Source organism: Pseudomonas sp. HC1(2025) (genome assembly GCF_058742075.1).
Genome location: NZ_CP196017.1, coordinates 62,162 through 76,536, shown reverse-complemented (window position 1 = coordinate 76,536; position 14,375 = coordinate 62,162). Strand labels below are relative to the sequence as shown.

Genomic DNA, 14,375 nt, shown 5'->3' with positions numbered 1-14,375 from the left:
GAGCAGGATCAACCTTTTCGGCGGGTCTGGCGCTAGAATAGCCGGACCAATGACAACAAAGGGACAAGGTTATCATGCGTACATTCAATCGCCTGCTGTTGACCGGCTTGATTGCACTCGCTCCGATGGCTGCCATGGCGGCAGACGACGCTCCCTCGGGAGACCCGCAAGTCACCATTCGCACGGAAGGCGACAAGACCATCCAGGAATACCGCCAAAACGGTTTCCTGTATGCCATCAAGGTAACGCCCAAGGGCGCACCCCCGTACTTTTTGGTGCGCGCGGACGGAACCGATGCGAACTTCATCCGCTCGGACCAGCCGGATATGCTGATCCCGTCATGGAAGATCTTCGAATGGAAATGATTTCTTAACTTTAATCGGCGCCGCGGCCTGCGGCGCCCGTACTGGCAGTTTTAACCATGTCTGTGTTCACCCCCCTGGCTCGGCCCGAGCTGGAAACCTTTCTCGCCCCTTATGGGCTCGGCCGCCTGCTCGATTTCCAGGGGATTGCCGCTGGTAGCGAAAACACCAACTTCTTTATCAGCCTGGAACAGGGCGAATTTGTCCTGACCCTGGTTGAACGCGGCCCCGTGGACGAAATGCCGTTCTTCATCGAACTGCTGGACGTACTCCACGACGCCGACCTGCCCGTGCCTTACGCCCTGCGCACCACCGACGGCGTGGCCCTGCGCGAATTGGCAGGCAAGCCGGCGCTGCTGCAACCGCGCCTGGCGGGCAAGCACATCAAGGAGGCCAATGCCCAGCATTGCGTGCAAGTGGGTGAACTACTCGCTCACCTGCACCTGGCCACCCAGGGCGACAAGGTGCTGGAGCGCAAGACCGATCGCGGGCTGGATTGGATGCTCGACGAGGGCACGCAACTGATCTCGCACCTCGACGCCCACCAACAGCAACTGTTGCAAATGGCGCTGGATGAAATCCAGCAGCTCAAAGGGCAGATCCTCACGCTGCCACGGGCCAATATCCACGCCGACCTGTTTCGCGACAACGCGATGTTCGAAGGCACCCACCTGACCGGGTTGATCGACTTCTATAACGCCTGCTCCGGGCCAATGCTGTACGACGTGGCGATTGCCCTCAATGACTGGTGCTCGGACGCCGCCGGGGTGATCGACGGCCACCGCGCCCGCGCACTGCTGGGCGCCTATGCGGCACTGCGGCCGTTCAGCACCAGGGAAGCCGAGCTGTGGCCGACGATGCTGCGCGTGGCGTGTGTGCGGTTCTGGCTGTCCCGCCTGATTGCAGCAGAGACGTTTGCGGGGCAGGACGTGCTGATTCACGATCCGGTTGAGCTTCAACAGCTGCTGGAACAACGCCAGCAGGTCACCCTCCAGCTGCCGCTCGCCCTCTAACGCTGTGGAAGCGGGCTTGCCCGCGATGAGGCGTGTCAGTCACCTAATGAGCGCCTGATACACCGCCATCGCGGGCAAGCCCGCTCCCACATTGGTTTGGCGGTGTGCCTACAGTGACTCCAGGCACCCTGCCAAATCATTGCCCAGCTTCTCCAGCAACTGCTCGTACCCCTGGCCCGTGGCCGGGGTGTAGCCGCCCAGGGCATCCAATTCCGCCAGCTTCACCGGCAGGCCAGCCACCAGGGTCTCGGCCAGGCGCGGGCGCAAGGGTGGCTCGCTGAACACGCAGGTCTTGCCCACCTCCTGCAAGCGCGTGCGCATCGCCGCCACATGCTGGGCGCCGGGCTGCACTTCGGCGGCCACGCTGAACACACCGGTGTGCTTGAGGCCGTAGGCATCTTCAAAGTAGTCGAAGGCTTCGTGGAACACGAAGTAAGGCTTGCCGGCGATACCCGCCAGACGCGCTTTCAAACGCAGGTCCAAGGCATCCAGGCGCCCGTTGAACGCTTGCAGGTTGCTCTGGTAGCGCTCTGCGTTGGCGGGGTCAGCCGCGCTCAAGTCCGCCGCCATTCTGGCCGCAATCACCCGCGCATTCACCGGCGACAACCACAAGTGGGCATCCAGGCTGCCAGGGCGATGATCGTGGTCATGGTCGTCGGCTTCTTCGCCATGGGAGTGATTATCTTCGGCGAAATGCCGCAGCTTCAGGCCCGGCAGTTCCTGCACGGCCACCGTGGGCAAGTTGCGACCCTTGAGGACCCGTGGCAGGAAGCCTTCCATGTCCGGACCGATCCAATACAGCAGATCCACCGATTGCACACGCCGTACGTCGGATGGGCGCAATGCATAGTTATGCGGCGAGGCTCCGGGTGGCAATAACACCTCTGGAACCGCCACGCCGTCCTGCACAGCGGCGGCAATCAGTTGTAAGGGTTTGATGCTGGTGAGCACCCGAACCTCGGCCTGGGCAGCCCCGGCAATCAATAAACTGGTGACAAATACGACAAAAACGGCAAAAAGTCGGGACACGATGAGCACTCAAGTCAGCAGGAACGGGTAACATAATAACGTCTCTCACAAATATCTGTCGCCGCTCATGCCTAAAACACCGCTTGCCAGCCGTCCCCACGACCACTCTCACTGCGTGCACAACGCACTGTCGGAGGCCGACGCCCTGTGCGCACGCCAAGGCCTGCGCCTGACCGCCCTGCGCCGGCGAGTGCTGGAACTGGTGTGGCAGAGCCACAAGCCGCTGGGTGCCTACGACATTCTCGGCGTGCTCAGCGAGCAGGACGGTCGCCGCGCCGCGCCGCCCACGGTGTACCGTGCGCTGGACTTCCTGCTGGAAAACGGCCTGGTGCACCGCATCGCCTCGTTGAACGCCTTTGTCGGCTGCAACCACCCGGAGCACGCGCACCAGGGCCAGTTCCTGATCTGCCGCGAGTGCCACGCCGCCATCGAGCTTGAACAAAAAAGCATCAGCGACGCGATTATCAAGAGTGCCGGCGATGTCGGCTTCCGAGTCGAAGGGCAGACCGTCGAAGTGGTTGGCATCTGCTCGGGCTGCCAGGGGGCTTGATGAGCACTGCGCTAATCCGCCTGGAACAGGTCGGCGTCACATTCGCCGACCAGAACGTGTTGGACAACATTGACCTGAGCGTCGAGCCGGGGCAGATCGTCACCCTGATCGGCCCCAACGGCGCCGGCAAGACCACCCTGGTGCGCGCCGTGCTAGGCCTGCTCAAGCCCGACAGCGGCAGTGTCTGGCGCAAGCCCAAGCTGCGCATCGGCTATATGCCGCAGAAACTGCACGTCGACCCAACCCTGCCGCTGTCGGTGCTGCGCTTCCTGCGCCTGGTGCCCGGCGTGGACCGCACCCGCGCCCTGGCCGCGCTCAAGGAAGTGGGGGCCGAGCAGGTCATCGACAGCCCGGTGCAAAGTATCTCCGGTGGCGAGATGCAGCGCGTGCTGCTAGCCCGGGCCCTGCTGCGCGAGCCCGAATTGCTGGTGCTCGATGAACCGGTGCAAGGCGTCGACGTTGCCGGCCAGGCCGAGCTCTACAGCCTGATCACCCGCCTGCGCGACCGGCATGGCTGCGGCGTGCTGATGGTGTCCCACGATCTGCACCTGGTGATGAGCACTACCGACCAGGTGGTGTGCCTCAACCGCCACGTCTGCTGCTCCGGCCACCCGGAACAGGTCAGCGGCGACCCGGCCTTCGTCGAACTGTTCGGCAAGAATGCGCAGAGCCTGGCGATTTACCACCACCGTCACGATCATGCCCATGACCTGCATGGCGCGGTGGTTGCCGATCCGATCGCCCCTCATACCCACGTCCACGGAGATGGCTGCAAGCATGGCTGATTTTCTGCTCTACGCCCTGCTTGCAGGCTTGGCTTTGGCGCTGGTGGCGGGCCCGTTGGGCTCCTTCGTGGTCTGGCGGCGCATGGCCTACTTTGGCGACACCTTGTCCCACGCGGCCCTGCTCGGCGTGGCCCTGGGCTTTTTGCTGGACGTCAGCCCGACCATCGCGGTAACCGTCGGCTGCCTGCTGCTGGCAGTGCTGCTGGTGACCCTGCAACAGCGCCAGCCCCTGGCCTCGGACACGCTACTGGGGATCCTCGCGCCGAGTACCCTGTCCCTGGGCCTGGTGGTGCTGAGTTTTATGCACGAAGTACGTATCGACCTGATGGCCTACCTGTTCGGCGACCTGCTGGCGATCAGCCCCACGGACCTGGCCTGGATTCTCGGCGGCAGCGCGGCAGTATTGATCCTGCTCGTGGCCCTGTGGCGCCCGCTGCTGGCAATTACCGTCCACGAACAACTGGCCACCGTCGAAGGCTTGCCAGTACCCGCACTGCGCATGACCCTGATGTTGCTGATCGCCGTGGTGATCGCTGTCGCAATGAAGATTGTCGGCGTATTGTTGATCACGTCGCTGTTGATCATCCCCGCCGCAGCCGCCCAGCGTCATGCACGTTCGCCGGAACAGATGGCGGTCGGCGCCAGTTTGCTGGGGATGCTTGCCGTGTGTGGTGGCCTGGCGCTGTCCTGGTTCAAGGACACCCCGGCCGGGCCGTCGATTGTGGTCACGGCCGCCGCACTGTTTCTGCTGAGTTTTGTCCTGCCCCGTCGAGGGGTGTAGACTTGCTCGCTTTTTGCGCAATTAGAGAGTCGCAGGAATGAAGCCGTTCACCTCCCGTTATCTGCTCCTTGCCGCATTTTCCCTGCTGCTGGGCGCCTGCCAAAGCACCCCGCCCGTCGCCCCCGAGGCGCCGGACGCGCGCGCTGCGGCCATTGCACAGCTGGAACAAAACCTGGCCAGCAGTGAGCTGGCTACCGCCGAAGACCAACTGGCGGCCTTGCAGGCCCAATCGCCCGACGATCCGGCGCTGGAGCCTTATCAGCGCCAACTGGCCGAAGCCTATTTGCAGCGCAGCCAGATCGTCCTGCAAAAAGGTGATGTCAACGCCGCCGCCACTGCCTTGAGCCGCGCCCGGGCCTTGATGCCCAAGGCTCCGGCACTGACTGGCGGGGTCAACAGCGCCATCGCCCACGCCCGCAAAGCCGAGCTGGATAAAGCCGAAGCCGCCCTTAAAGCCGCCGAAGCCAAGCCACCGGCCAAGGTCATCGACCCCACCGCCGAGAGCACCACGGTTGCGCTGAACCTCACGGATATCCAGCAATTGCGCCATCAACTGGATGCCATCGCCACCGATGTGGTGAATTACCAGTGTGACGTGAGCATCCAGGTGCCGCGCACCGAGGATTACCCGTGGCTGAACACGCTGTTGACTAAACGAGTGAAGCGGATTGACTCAGGGTATGACCTGAAGATCCACCGGCAGATTCTCAAACACATACCGGCCCAGGTGGTGCTGATTCCGCGTAAGGCGGACTGACGCCCATCGCCGGCAAGCCGGCCCCCACAGTGCAATACATTTCAACGTGGGAGCCGGCTTGCCGGCGATGAGGCCCTGTCAAACAACCAGAAACTTAAGCCGGAACCGCCTTGGCCCTAGGCTCGCGCTCCCACACCCGATGCTGGGCAATCGCCGCAATAAACGCCTTCAACGCCTTGGCATCACCGCCCACAGTCAACCCCGCATCCACCTCCAGCTTCAACACCGCCAGCAACTGCTTCGCCTCACCGGCCAAGGCAATCGCCTTCAAGTGCTTGTAGGCCTCCAGCAGGTAATGCAACGCCACGCCATCGCCGCTCAATGCCTGGATCGACTTCGCCCCGCCCGGCACAAACACCGCATCGAATGCCACCGACGGCAAGCCTTCCATCGACGCGTCCACCGCCAGGCTCTTGCCATCGGCCGTGGTGACCGGCGCCGAGGTCGGCCCGAGCAACTTGGCATGGGCACCTTCTGCGGCCAGCGCCTTTTTCAGCGCGGCAATCGCGGCACCATCCACACCATTGGCGGCCAGGATCGCCACCTTGCGCGTCTTGATATTGCCCGCCAGCAAGTTGGCCTGGCTCAAGGCCGGCGAGCGCTCTGGCGCGGTCTTGCGCACCGGCACGGTGCCTTTTTTCGGTGCCGGCAGGCCCAGGTTCTGCGCTACACGCTTGGCCAGCCCGAGGTCGATATTGGCCAGGATCTCATTGACCTGGCGCGCCCGGATAAACTCACGCTCGACCTTGCCCAGCTCAAAGCTATAGGCCGCGATGATGTGTTCCTGCTCGTGCTTGCTCATGCTGTTGAAAAACAGGCGCGCCTGGGAAAAGTGATCGCCAAAGGACTCACTGCGCTCGCGGATCTTGTGCGCGTCGATACGCTCCGGGTAGGACTCGAAACCACCGTCCTGCGCTGCCGGCGCAGTTTCTTTCGGCCAGCCGCCGTCGATGGAGTTCGGCTCGTACGCGGCACGGCCTTTGTCGATGGTGCTGCGGTGCATGGCATCGCGCTGGTTGTTATGCAGCGGCGTCAGCGGCTGATTGATCGGCAACTGGTGAAAGTTCGGGCCACCTAGTCGGCTGATCTGCGTATCGGTGTAGGAAAACAGGCGACCTTGCAGCAGCGGGTCATTGGAGAAATCGATACCCGGCACGATATGCCCCGGGCAGAACGCGACCTGTTCGACTTCGGCGAAGAAGTTGTCCGGGTTGCGATTGAGCACCATCTTGCCCAGCGGGGTGATGGGCACCAACTCTTCGGGAATCAGCTTGGTCGGGTCGAGAATATCGAAGTCGAACGCGTGCTCCTTATCTTCCGGAATCACCTGTACGCCCAATTCCCACTCCGGGTAATCGCCCATCTCGATCGCATCCCACAGGTCGCGACGATGGTAATCGGTATCTTTACCGGCCAGCTTTTGCGCCTCATCCCACACCAGGGAGCAGGTGCCCGCCGTCGGACGCCAGTGGAATTTGACGAAGTTGGATTGACCCTCGGCATTCACCAGGCGGAACGTGTGCACCCCAAAACCCTGCATGCTGCGTAGGCTTTTTGGAATGGCGCGGTCGGACATCGCCCAGATCACCATGTGCGCCGATTCCGGCTGCAGCGAGACAAAATCCCAGAAAGTATCGTGGGCCGAGCCGCCGGTAGGAATTTCGTTGTGCGGCTCAGGTTTTACCGCATGCACGAAATCAGGAAACTTGATCGCGTCCTGAATGAAAAATACCGGCATGTTGTTGCCCACCAGGTCGAAGTTGCCTTCGTCGGTGAAGAACTTCACGGCAAAGCCGCGCACGTCACGCACCGTATCGCCTGAACCACGTGGGCCCTGCACCGTGGAAAAGCGCGTGAACACCGGGGTTTTACGGCCAGGGTCACGCAAAAAACCCGCCTTGGTCAGCGCCGAATGGTTTTCATAGGTCTGGAAGTAGCCATGGGCGCCAGTGCCGCGGGCGTGCACGATGCGCTCCGGGATACGCTCGTGGTCAAAGTGCGTGATTTTTTCACGCATGATGAAATCTTCCAGCAGCGAAGGCCCGCGCGCGCCGACTTTCAACGTGTTCTGGTTATCGGAGATTTTCACCCCCTGATTAGTGCGCAGCGCCTGGCCGGTGGCGTCGGAGCGAGACTTCTCCAGGCTTTGCAGCTTGGCATTGGTGTTGCCACGGTCCAGGGTATCGGTGCCTGCAAGCTCGCTCTTGGGCGGCGTAGCGGGTTTTTTGGTACTCATCAGACAAAACTCCTCGTTTGCGTAGGCCAGAGCGGTCCCTGGCTCGTTTGAGCAAAACCCCGGGCACGGCACCCGGGAAATCGAGTTGCTTAAGTAGTGACTGACGGGATTTTTTACCGTTCCTTTTTTATGACCTTTGATCGCGTTATTGCCAAATCGCTGGTTGAATACGAAATAAATGCTAAGAAACGCTATACGGACAGGCTAAAATGCGCGCCCGGCTAACCGCTGATCCCTTTTCAATGCGCCCCACAAGGTTCGCTACGTGATCGAGTTTCATAACGTCCATAAAACCTACCGGGTCGCCGGCAAGGATATCCCCGCACTGCATCCCACCAGCCTGCGCGTCGAGAACGGCCAGGTGTTTGGCCTGATCGGCCATTCCGGCGCGGGAAAAAGTACTCTGCTGCGCCTGATCAATCGCCTCGAAGAGCCTTCGGGCGGCCAGATCCAGGTGGATGGCGAAGAAGTCACCGCCCTGGATGCCAACGGCCTGCGCCGTTTCCGGCAGCAGGTCGGGATGATCTTCCAGCACTTCAACCTGCTGGCCTCCAAGACCGTCGCCGACAACGTCGCGCTGCCGCTGACCCTGGCGGGCGAACTGTCGCGCCGCGAGATCGATGCGCGCGTGGCCGAACTGCTGGACCGGGTCGGCCTCGCCGACCACGCCAAAAAGTACCCGGCGCAACTGTCCGGCGGCCAGAAGCAGCGCGTCGGCATCGCCCGCGCCCTGGCCACCAAGCCGAAAATCCTGCTGTGCGACGAAGCCACCAGCGCCCTCGACCCACAGACCACCGCCTCGGTCCTGCAATTGCTGGCCGAGATCAACCGCGAGCTGAAGCTGACCATCGTGCTGATCACCCATGAAATGGACGTGATCCGCCGTGTCTGCGACCAGGTCGCGGTGATGGATGCCGGGGTGATTGTCGAGCAAGGCCCGGTGGCCCAGGTGTTCCTGCACCCCACGCACCCGACCACCAAGCGCTTTGTGCAAGAAGCCGAGCAGGTCGATGAAGGTGAGCAGCGCGATGTGTTCGCCCATGTGCCGGGCCGCATCGTGCGCCTGACGTTCCAGGGCGAAGCGACCTACGCGCCACTGCTGGGTACCGTCGCCCGCGAAACGGGTGTGGACTACAGCATCCTTGCCGGTCGCATCGACCACATCAAAGATACCCCTTACGGGCAACTGACCCTGGCCATCACCGGCGGTGACATGGAAGCGGCGTTCGCGCGCTTTACCGCCGCCGATGTGCACATGGAGGTCCTGCGTTAATGGACGTGCTACTGCATTACTTCGACAACGTCGACTGGGCTGATATCTGGGTGGCCACCAACGACACCCTGCTGATGCTCGGCACCTCGCTGTTTTTCACCGTGCTGGTGGGCCTGCCATTGGGCATCCTGCTGTTTCTGTTCAGCCCACGGCAGTTGCTGGAGCAGAAAATCACCTATGCCGCCCTGGCCTTCGTGGTCAACGCCATACGTTCGCTGCCGTTTATCATTCTGCTGATTGTGATGATCCCCACCACGGTGTTCCTCACCGGCACTTCGCTGGGCGTGGCCGGCGCGATTCCACCGCTGGTGGTAGGCGCTTCGACGTTCTTCGCGCGGCTGGTGGAAACCGCCCTGCGCGAGGTCGATCGCGGCATCATCGAGGCGACCCAGGCCATGGGCGCGACCACCCGGCAGATCATCACCAAGGCGCTGCTGCCCGAGGCAAAGCCGGGCATCATTGCTGCAATCACCGTGACCGCCATTGCCCTGGTGGGCTACACCGCCATGGCGGGTGTGGTGGGTGCCGGTGGGCTGGGCGACCTGGCGATCCGCTATGGCTACCAGCGTTTCCAGGATGACGTCATGGTCGTGACCGTGGTGATGTTGATTGTGCTGGTGCAGATTCTGCAAACCATCGGCGATAAGCTGGTGACCCACTATTCTCGAAAATAACGGCCATTGCCGGCCCCCGCCGGCATGCCCGAACAAGGAGCTTGTTGGATGAAAAAACTACTGGTTGCTTTCGCCGCGGTTGCCGCATTTTCCGCCCACGCCGCCGAGACCCTGACGGTCGCCGCGACCCCGGTGCCGCACGCTGAGATCCTTGAGTTCGTGAAGCCGGCCCTGGCCGCGCAAGGCGTGGACCTGAAGGTCAAGGTGTTCACCGACTACGTGCAGCCGAACGTACAAGTGGCCGAAAAACGCCTGGACGCCAACTTCTTCCAGCACCAGCCGTACCTGGATGAGTTCAACAAGGCCAAGGGCACCCACCTGGTGAGCGTCGCCGGCGTGCACCTGGAGCCGCTGGGCGCGTACTCCAGCAAGTACAAGAGCCTGGCCGAGCTGCCGAACGGCGCCAACGTGGTGATCCCCAACGACGCCACCAACGGCGGCCGCGCGCTATTGCTGCTGGCCAGCAAGGGCCTGATCACCTTGAAGAACCCGACCGATATCCTGTCGACCATCAAGGACATCACCGGCAACGAAAAAGGCCTGAAATTCCGCGAACTGGAAGCCGCCACCCTGCCGCGCGTGCTGACCCAGGTCGACCTGGCCCTGATCAACACCAACTACGCCCTGGAAGCCAAGCTGGACCCGTCCAAGGATGCCCTGGCGATCGAAGGCAACGACTCGCCTTACGTCAATATCCTGGTGACCCGCGAGGACAACAAGGATTCGGACGCGGTGCAAAAACTGGTCAAAGCCCTGCACACTCCTGAGGTGAAGGAATTCATCAACGAGAAGTACAAAGGCGCGATTCTGCCGGCGTTCTGATCTGAAATACGATCTCTGAAGCCGAGCAAAGCAAAATGTGGGAGCTGGCTTGCCTGCGATCGCGGTGGGTCAGCAACCAAGAGGCTGGCTGACCTGACGCTATCGCAGGCAAGCCAGCTCCCACACTTGATCTGTGTTGTCAGCTCAGTTGCGCTGCAACAACCCCGGCAACTGCGCCACCAGCTTCTGGTTATTCAACGGCGCACGGATAAACCCGCGCTGGCTGCCATCCGGGCCGATCAATGCCAGGTTGCCGCTGTGGTCGACGGTGTAGTTCGGCTTGCTGGTGTCGGCCGGAATGAACGGAATGCTCACCGCATTCGAGACCTTCTGCACATCCTCCACATTCGCCCCGGTCAACCCTGCAAATTGCGGATCGAAGTAGCTCAAGTACTGCTTGACCTGGGTCGGGGTATCGCGATGCGGGTCAACGCTGACCAGGATCACCTGCAGCTTATCCACCACGTCCTTGGGCAGCTCGCTCTTGATCTGCCGCAGTTGGGCCAGGGTGGTCGGGCAGATGTCCGGGCAGAAGGTGTAGCCAAAGAACAGCACGCTCCACTTGCCCTTCAACTCATTGACCAGCACCGGCTGGCCGTCCTGGTTGGTCATGGTCACGGGCGGCAGCTGGCGGCTTTGCGGCAGCAGGATAATGCCCGCGTCGATCAATGCCGTAGGGTCGCCCTGGCCCTTGCCAGACAGCACTTTGTTGACGGTCAGGCCCATGATCAACGCCACGACGGCCACCAGGATAAAGACAGTTTTTTGAGTTCGAGTCATAGGTTCAACAATAAGTAGTGGTCTACGAGCAGGGCGATAAATAGCAAAAACAGGTACCAGATAGAGTACTTGAAGGTATTGATCGCCGCGTGCGGCCGACTGCCACGGTACAGCACCCAGGCCCATTGCAGAAAGCGCGCACCCAGAACCAGCGCACAACCGAGGTACAACAGCCCGCTCATGTGGATCACATAGGGCATCAGGCTCACCGCCAGCAGCGCGAAGGTGTACAGCAGGATATGCACCTTGGTGTAGTGCTCGCCGTGGGTCACCGGCAGCATCGGGATATCGGCCTTGGCGTACTCCTCCTTGCGATGGATGGCCAGGGCCCAGAAGTGCGGCGGGGTCCAGGCGAAGATGATCAGCACCAGCAGCAACGGCTCGGCGCTCACATGGCCGGTGACCGCCACCCAGCCGAGCAATGGTGGCGCCGCGCCGGCCAGGCCGCCGATCACGATGTTCTGCGGTGTCGCGCGCTTGAGAAAGCCGGTGTAGATCACCGCATAGCCCAGCAGCGAGGCCAGGGTCAGCCAGGCCGCCAACGGGTTGGTAAACGCCAGCAGCAACGCCAGCCCGGCCACCGCCAGCGCCAGGGCAAACGTCAGCGCGGCAGCCGGGGAAACCCGGCCTTCAGCCAACGGCCGCTTGTGGGTGCGCGCCATCAGCGCGTCGATGCGCCGGTCCACCACATGGTTGACCGCCGCCGCGCCACCGGCACACAGGGCAATCCCCAGGTTGCCGAAGATCAGCACCGGCCACGGCACCCCGGCGCGGGTGGCGAGAAACATGCCCACCAGCGAGGTAATCAGCATCAGCACCACCACCTTGGGCTTGGTCAGCTCCAGGTAGTCACGCCAGATAGCCTGGCCGGGACGCTCGCCAATCAAGGTCGCCATGGCATCTCTCCTTTAAGGGTGATCAGACCCGACACGTGCTTGCGCGGGCTGAAGCGCCAACCGAACGGCACTTGGTGGCGGACCCGCACCAGGCTGGTACGGGCGTGGTAATTGACCAGCACCAGGGTCAGCAACAACGCTGCGCCGCCGGCGTTATGGGCGACCGCCACCGGCAGCGGCAAATGAAAGTACACATTGCTCAGGCCCAGGCCGATCTGCACGGCCAGGGCAACCAGCAGCAGGCCCGCCAGGCGGGTCATGCCCACCGCCTTGAGCTGCCAGGCCAGGCCCAGCAGCGCCACAGTCACCACCAGCGCGCCCAGGCGATGGGTCAGGTGAATCGCCGTGCGTGCATCACTGTCCAGTTGCCCGCCCAGGTAGTTGGGCCCGATATGCTGGGTCAGGTGAAAGCCATTGGCAAAGTCCGCTGCCGGCCACCACTCACCATGACAGGTCGGCAAATCGATACAGGCCACCGCCGCATAGTTGGAGCTGACCCAGCCACCGAGGGCGATCTGCCCGATCACCAGCACCAGGCCGGCCGTGGCCCAATACTGCAGGCGCCGGGGCACGATCAGCGCCGGCAACACCCCGGACAAACGCAGGGTCAGCAGAAACAACAGGCTCAAGGTCGCGAAGCCACCCAGTAAATGCCCGGTGACGACCTGCGGCCACAGCTTGAGCGTCACCGTCCACATGCCAAAGGCCGCCTGGGCAAACACCACCGCCAGCAGGAACAACGGTAGCTTCAAGGGCTGCCCCGGATGCCGGCGATGGGTCCAGGCGCGGGTGGCCAACAGCGCGATCAGCAGCCCCAGGGTGCCTGCTGCATAGCGATGGATCATCTCGTTCCAGCCCTTGTCGGCCTCCACCGGCGTGTCCGGGAAGTGCAACTCGGCATGGGCCAACTGGGCCTCGCTTTTCGGCACGCTGATAAAGCCATAGCAACCCGGCCAGTCCGGGCAACCGAGACCGGCATGGGTCAGGCGCGTGTAGGCGCCCAAAAGCACCACAATCAGCGCCAGCAGGGTGGCAAACAGCGCGAGGCGAAATCCAGGTTTGGCCATGACGATGCCCTTATCCGATATTCGACAGTTTCAGCAGGTGGCGCAGATCGTTGAGCAGATCCTTGCCCTTGACCCGCGCGTCGTAGCGCAGCACCAGGTTGCCGTGGGGGTCGACGATCCACAGTTGCGCATCGCCCGGCGCGGCAGCGTTTTGCTTGAAAGTCGGCAGGTCCAGGGGCAAACGCTGCAACTGCGGATACTCGGCCTTCAACTTGGCCTCATACTCGGCGCCGACCGGCTGCGCACTGGCCAGGGCATGGCTGGCACGGGACGCATCGCGCCCCAGGCCGATCTGCAGCTGGCGCGCGAGGTAGACCAGTTGCTGGCAATCGGCGGCGCAGGCCGCGGGCGCGGTGACCAGCAATTGCCAGCGATCCTCGTCGGCCTGCACGCCGATATCGCTGCGGGTCTGGCCATTGCCGATCATTTCGCCATGATCGCTGCGGTTGTCCGGCACCCAGAACTGCCACTTGTACATCAGGGTCGCCAGCACCATCGGGCCGATCACCATCAGCAGGATCAGGATCAGTTGCCAGCGCCCTTTGCTGCGGTTGGGCGCCGCTGGCGTGTCAGACATGTTGAGTGGATTCATGGCCGCTCCCATGGTGCTTCTCCCTTGCGTTGTGCCAGCCGAGGTAGAGGTAAAGGCCCAGCAGCGCCAGCGCCATGGCGAACCACTGCACGGCATACCCCAGGTGTTTTTCCGGGCCCATGGCCACAACTGGCCACTGGGTTTCATAGGTCGCCGGGCCCGCTTCGGCCCGTAGCTCAAAGGCAAAGCCGCTGCGCTCCAACTCGGCCCACAGCGCCTGCGGGTGCAGCGCCGTCAGCAGGCGTGGCCATTTGGCGGCGGCTGGGTCGGCGTGTAGCTGGAACGTCTCGCCGGGGGCGACATACACCCAGGCGTTGATATTCAAAGGCTGGTCGGGGGTGGTGAAAGCTGGCGGCGTGCGCCGGTCCGGCCAAGGCAGCCAGCCGCGATTGAGCAACAGCCACTGGCCGCTGGTCTGGTCATGAAAGGGTTGCAGCAACTCGACGCCGGCCTTGCCGTCGCGCATGCGGTTATCCAGCAGCACGCTGTGCGCGGCGTCGAACTGCCCGCGCAACTGCACGCGGCGAAAGGCCGGATCCGCCACCGTCTCCAGTTGCGCAACGCTGATGGGCTGCGCCGCCCGGCGTTCGGCATAACTCTGGAGCAGTGCCTGTTTTTCCTGACCACGGGACAACTGCCAAAAGCCCAGGAACACCATCAGCGGTAGCAGCACCAGCACCACCAGGGTCGGGGCAATCCCGGGGCGAAAGCGTTTCATGGCGTTACCGCGAAGGTCGATGCTGTGCTGGCTATACTGA

The 14,375-nt window shown here is 62.6% G+C and carries 16 protein-coding genes; 9 read left to right on the top strand and 7 right to left on the bottom strand.

Annotated elements, in window-relative coordinates:
- Positions 1–74: 74 nt before the first annotated feature.
- Complete coding sequence (locus ACSSVH_RS00380; RefSeq protein ID WP_104911281.1) at positions 75–365, top strand: DUF2782 domain-containing protein; 291 nt, start codon at positions 75–77, stop codon at positions 363–365.
- Positions 366–421: 56 nt separating this feature from the next.
- A complete protein-coding gene (locus ACSSVH_RS00375; RefSeq protein WP_169954118.1) occupies positions 422–1,375 on the top strand; it encodes a homoserine kinase in 954 nt (317 codons plus the stop codon).
- A gap of 108 nt (positions 1,376–1,483) precedes the next feature.
- Here ACSSVH_RS00375 and ACSSVH_RS00370 read toward each other — a convergent pair whose 3' ends face one another.
- Positions 1,484–2,413: a metal ABC transporter solute-binding protein, Zn/Mn family gene (locus ACSSVH_RS00370; RefSeq protein WP_169954117.1), complete on the bottom strand. Its 930-nt coding sequence runs from the start codon at positions 2,411–2,413 to the stop codon at positions 1,484–1,486.
- A 58-nt stretch (positions 2,414–2,471) separates the two neighbouring features.
- Here ACSSVH_RS00370 and zur point away from each other — a divergent pair, with 58 nt between their 5' ends.
- From zur to ACSSVH_RS00350, 4 genes are read left to right on the top strand one after another with little or no spacing between them, the layout of a single operon-like run.
- Complete coding sequence (gene zur, locus ACSSVH_RS00365; protein ID WP_029290345.1) at positions 2,472–2,954, top strand: zinc uptake transcriptional repressor Zur; 483 nt, start codon at positions 2,472–2,474, stop codon at positions 2,952–2,954.
- Positions 2,954–3,739, top strand: coding sequence for a zinc ABC transporter ATP-binding protein ZnuC (znuC, locus tag ACSSVH_RS00360; RefSeq protein WP_169954116.1), 786 nt, complete (start codon positions 2,954–2,956; stop codon positions 3,737–3,739). The genes zur and znuC overlap by 1 nt, the downstream gene beginning before the upstream one ends.
- Positions 3,732–4,520 carry a zinc ABC transporter permease subunit ZnuB gene (gene znuB / locus ACSSVH_RS00355; protein WP_029290341.1) on the top strand — a complete coding sequence of 263 codons (789 nt, stop codon included), beginning with the start codon at positions 3,732–3,734 and terminating at the stop codon, positions 4,518–4,520. Before znuC ends, znuB begins: the two co-directional genes overlap by 8 nt.
- 37 nt (positions 4,521–4,557) lie before the next feature.
- Positions 4,558–5,277, top strand: coding sequence for a PA5502 family lipoprotein (locus ACSSVH_RS00350; protein WP_172313877.1), 720 nt, complete (start codon positions 4,558–4,560; stop codon positions 5,275–5,277).
- A gap of 94 nt (positions 5,278–5,371) precedes the next feature.
- On the opposite strand, the gene katE is transcribed toward ACSSVH_RS00350, so the two are convergent.
- Positions 5,372–7,543 carry a catalase HPII gene (gene katE / locus ACSSVH_RS00345; protein WP_492634738.1) on the bottom strand — a complete coding sequence of 724 codons (2,172 nt, stop codon included), beginning with the start codon at positions 7,541–7,543 and terminating at the stop codon, positions 5,372–5,374.
- A 235-nt stretch (positions 7,544–7,778) separates the two neighbouring features.
- Here katE and ACSSVH_RS00340 point away from each other — a divergent pair, with 235 nt between their 5' ends.
- The 3 genes from ACSSVH_RS00340 to ACSSVH_RS00330 are packed head-to-tail and all read left to right on the top strand — an operon-like array spanning position 7,779 to position 10,282.
- Positions 7,779–8,786: an ATP-binding cassette domain-containing protein gene (locus ACSSVH_RS00340; RefSeq protein WP_169954114.1), complete on the top strand. Its 1,008-nt coding sequence runs from the start codon at positions 7,779–7,781 to the stop codon at positions 8,784–8,786.
- A complete protein-coding gene (locus ACSSVH_RS00335; protein ID WP_492633928.1) occupies positions 8,786–9,460 on the top strand; it encodes a methionine ABC transporter permease in 675 nt (224 codons plus the stop codon). The genes ACSSVH_RS00340 and ACSSVH_RS00335 overlap by 1 nt, the downstream gene beginning before the upstream one ends.
- A gap of 48 nt (positions 9,461–9,508) precedes the next feature.
- Positions 9,509–10,282 carry a MetQ/NlpA family ABC transporter substrate-binding protein gene (locus ACSSVH_RS00330; RefSeq protein ID WP_492633927.1) on the top strand — a complete coding sequence of 258 codons (774 nt, stop codon included), beginning with the start codon at positions 9,509–9,511 and terminating at the stop codon, positions 10,280–10,282.
- Positions 10,283–10,426: 144 nt separating this feature from the next.
- On the opposite strand, the gene ACSSVH_RS00325 is transcribed toward ACSSVH_RS00330, so the two are convergent.
- From ACSSVH_RS00325 to ACSSVH_RS00305, 5 genes are read right to left on the bottom strand one after another with little or no spacing between them, the layout of a single operon-like run.
- Positions 10,427–11,062, bottom strand: coding sequence for an SCO family protein (locus ACSSVH_RS00325; RefSeq protein ID WP_492633926.1), 636 nt, complete (start codon positions 11,060–11,062; stop codon positions 10,427–10,429).
- The gene (cyoE, locus tag ACSSVH_RS00320; RefSeq protein WP_169954110.1) at positions 11,059–11,958 is read right to left on the bottom strand and encodes a heme o synthase; all 900 of its coding nucleotides are present in this window, start codon (positions 11,956–11,958) and stop codon (positions 11,059–11,061) included. The genes ACSSVH_RS00325 and cyoE overlap by 4 nt, the downstream gene beginning before the upstream one ends.
- Positions 11,946–13,025 carry a COX15/CtaA family protein gene (locus ACSSVH_RS00315; protein ID WP_172313875.1) on the bottom strand — a complete coding sequence of 360 codons (1,080 nt, stop codon included), beginning with the start codon at positions 13,023–13,025 and terminating at the stop codon, positions 11,946–11,948. Before ACSSVH_RS00315 ends, cyoE begins: the two co-directional genes overlap by 13 nt.
- A 10-nt stretch (positions 13,026–13,035) precedes the next feature.
- A complete protein-coding gene (locus ACSSVH_RS00310) occupies positions 13,036–13,629 on the bottom strand; it encodes a PA_0111/PP_0108 family redox-active disulfide protein (RefSeq protein WP_169954108.1) in 594 nt (197 codons plus the stop codon).
- Positions 13,595–14,335, bottom strand: coding sequence for an SURF1 family protein (locus tag ACSSVH_RS00305; protein WP_170057446.1), 741 nt, complete (start codon positions 14,333–14,335; stop codon positions 13,595–13,597). The genes ACSSVH_RS00310 and ACSSVH_RS00305 overlap by 35 nt, the downstream gene beginning before the upstream one ends.
- Positions 14,336–14,375 lie beyond the last annotated feature (40 nt).

What these genes read in the sequence shown, in the direction of transcription:
- ACSSVH_RS00380 (WP_104911281.1), top strand. Translation starts at nt 75, where the DNA reads ATGCGTACATTCAATCGCCTGCTGTTGACCGGCTTGATTGCACTCGCT.
- ACSSVH_RS00375 (WP_169954118.1), top strand. Translation starts at nt 422, where the DNA reads ATGTCTGTGTTCACCCCCCTGGCTCGGCCCGAGCTGGAAACCTTTCTC.
- zur (WP_029290345.1), top strand. Translation starts at nt 2,472, where the DNA reads ATGCCTAAAACACCGCTTGCCAGCCGTCCCCACGACCACTCTCACTGC.
- znuC (WP_169954116.1), top strand. Translation starts at nt 2,954, where the DNA reads ATGAGCACTGCGCTAATCCGCCTGGAACAGGTCGGCGTCACATTCGCC.
- znuB (WP_029290341.1), top strand. Translation starts at nt 3,732, where the DNA reads ATGGCTGATTTTCTGCTCTACGCCCTGCTTGCAGGCTTGGCTTTGGCG.
- ACSSVH_RS00350 (WP_172313877.1), top strand. Translation starts at nt 4,558, where the DNA reads ATGAAGCCGTTCACCTCCCGTTATCTGCTCCTTGCCGCATTTTCCCTG.
- ACSSVH_RS00335 (WP_492633928.1), top strand. Translation starts at nt 8,786, where the DNA reads ATGGACGTGCTACTGCATTACTTCGACAACGTCGACTGGGCTGATATC.
- ACSSVH_RS00330 (WP_492633927.1), top strand. Translation starts at nt 9,509, where the DNA reads ATGAAAAAACTACTGGTTGCTTTCGCCGCGGTTGCCGCATTTTCCGCC.
- ACSSVH_RS00325 (WP_492633926.1), bottom strand. Translation starts at nt 11,062, where the DNA reads ATGACTCGAACTCAAAAAACTGTCTTTATCCTGGTGGCCGTCGTGGCG.
- cyoE (WP_169954110.1), bottom strand. Translation starts at nt 11,958, where the DNA reads ATGGCGACCTTGATTGGCGAGCGTCCCGGCCAGGCTATCTGGCGTGAC.
- ACSSVH_RS00315 (WP_172313875.1), bottom strand. Translation starts at nt 13,025, where the DNA reads ATGGCCAAACCTGGATTTCGCCTCGCGCTGTTTGCCACCCTGCTGGCG.
- ACSSVH_RS00310 (WP_169954108.1), bottom strand. Translation starts at nt 13,629, where the DNA reads ATGGGAGCGGCCATGAATCCACTCAACATGTCTGACACGCCAGCGGCG.
- ACSSVH_RS00305 (WP_170057446.1), bottom strand. Translation starts at nt 14,335, where the DNA reads ATGAAACGCTTTCGCCCCGGGATTGCCCCGACCCTGGTGGTGCTGGTG.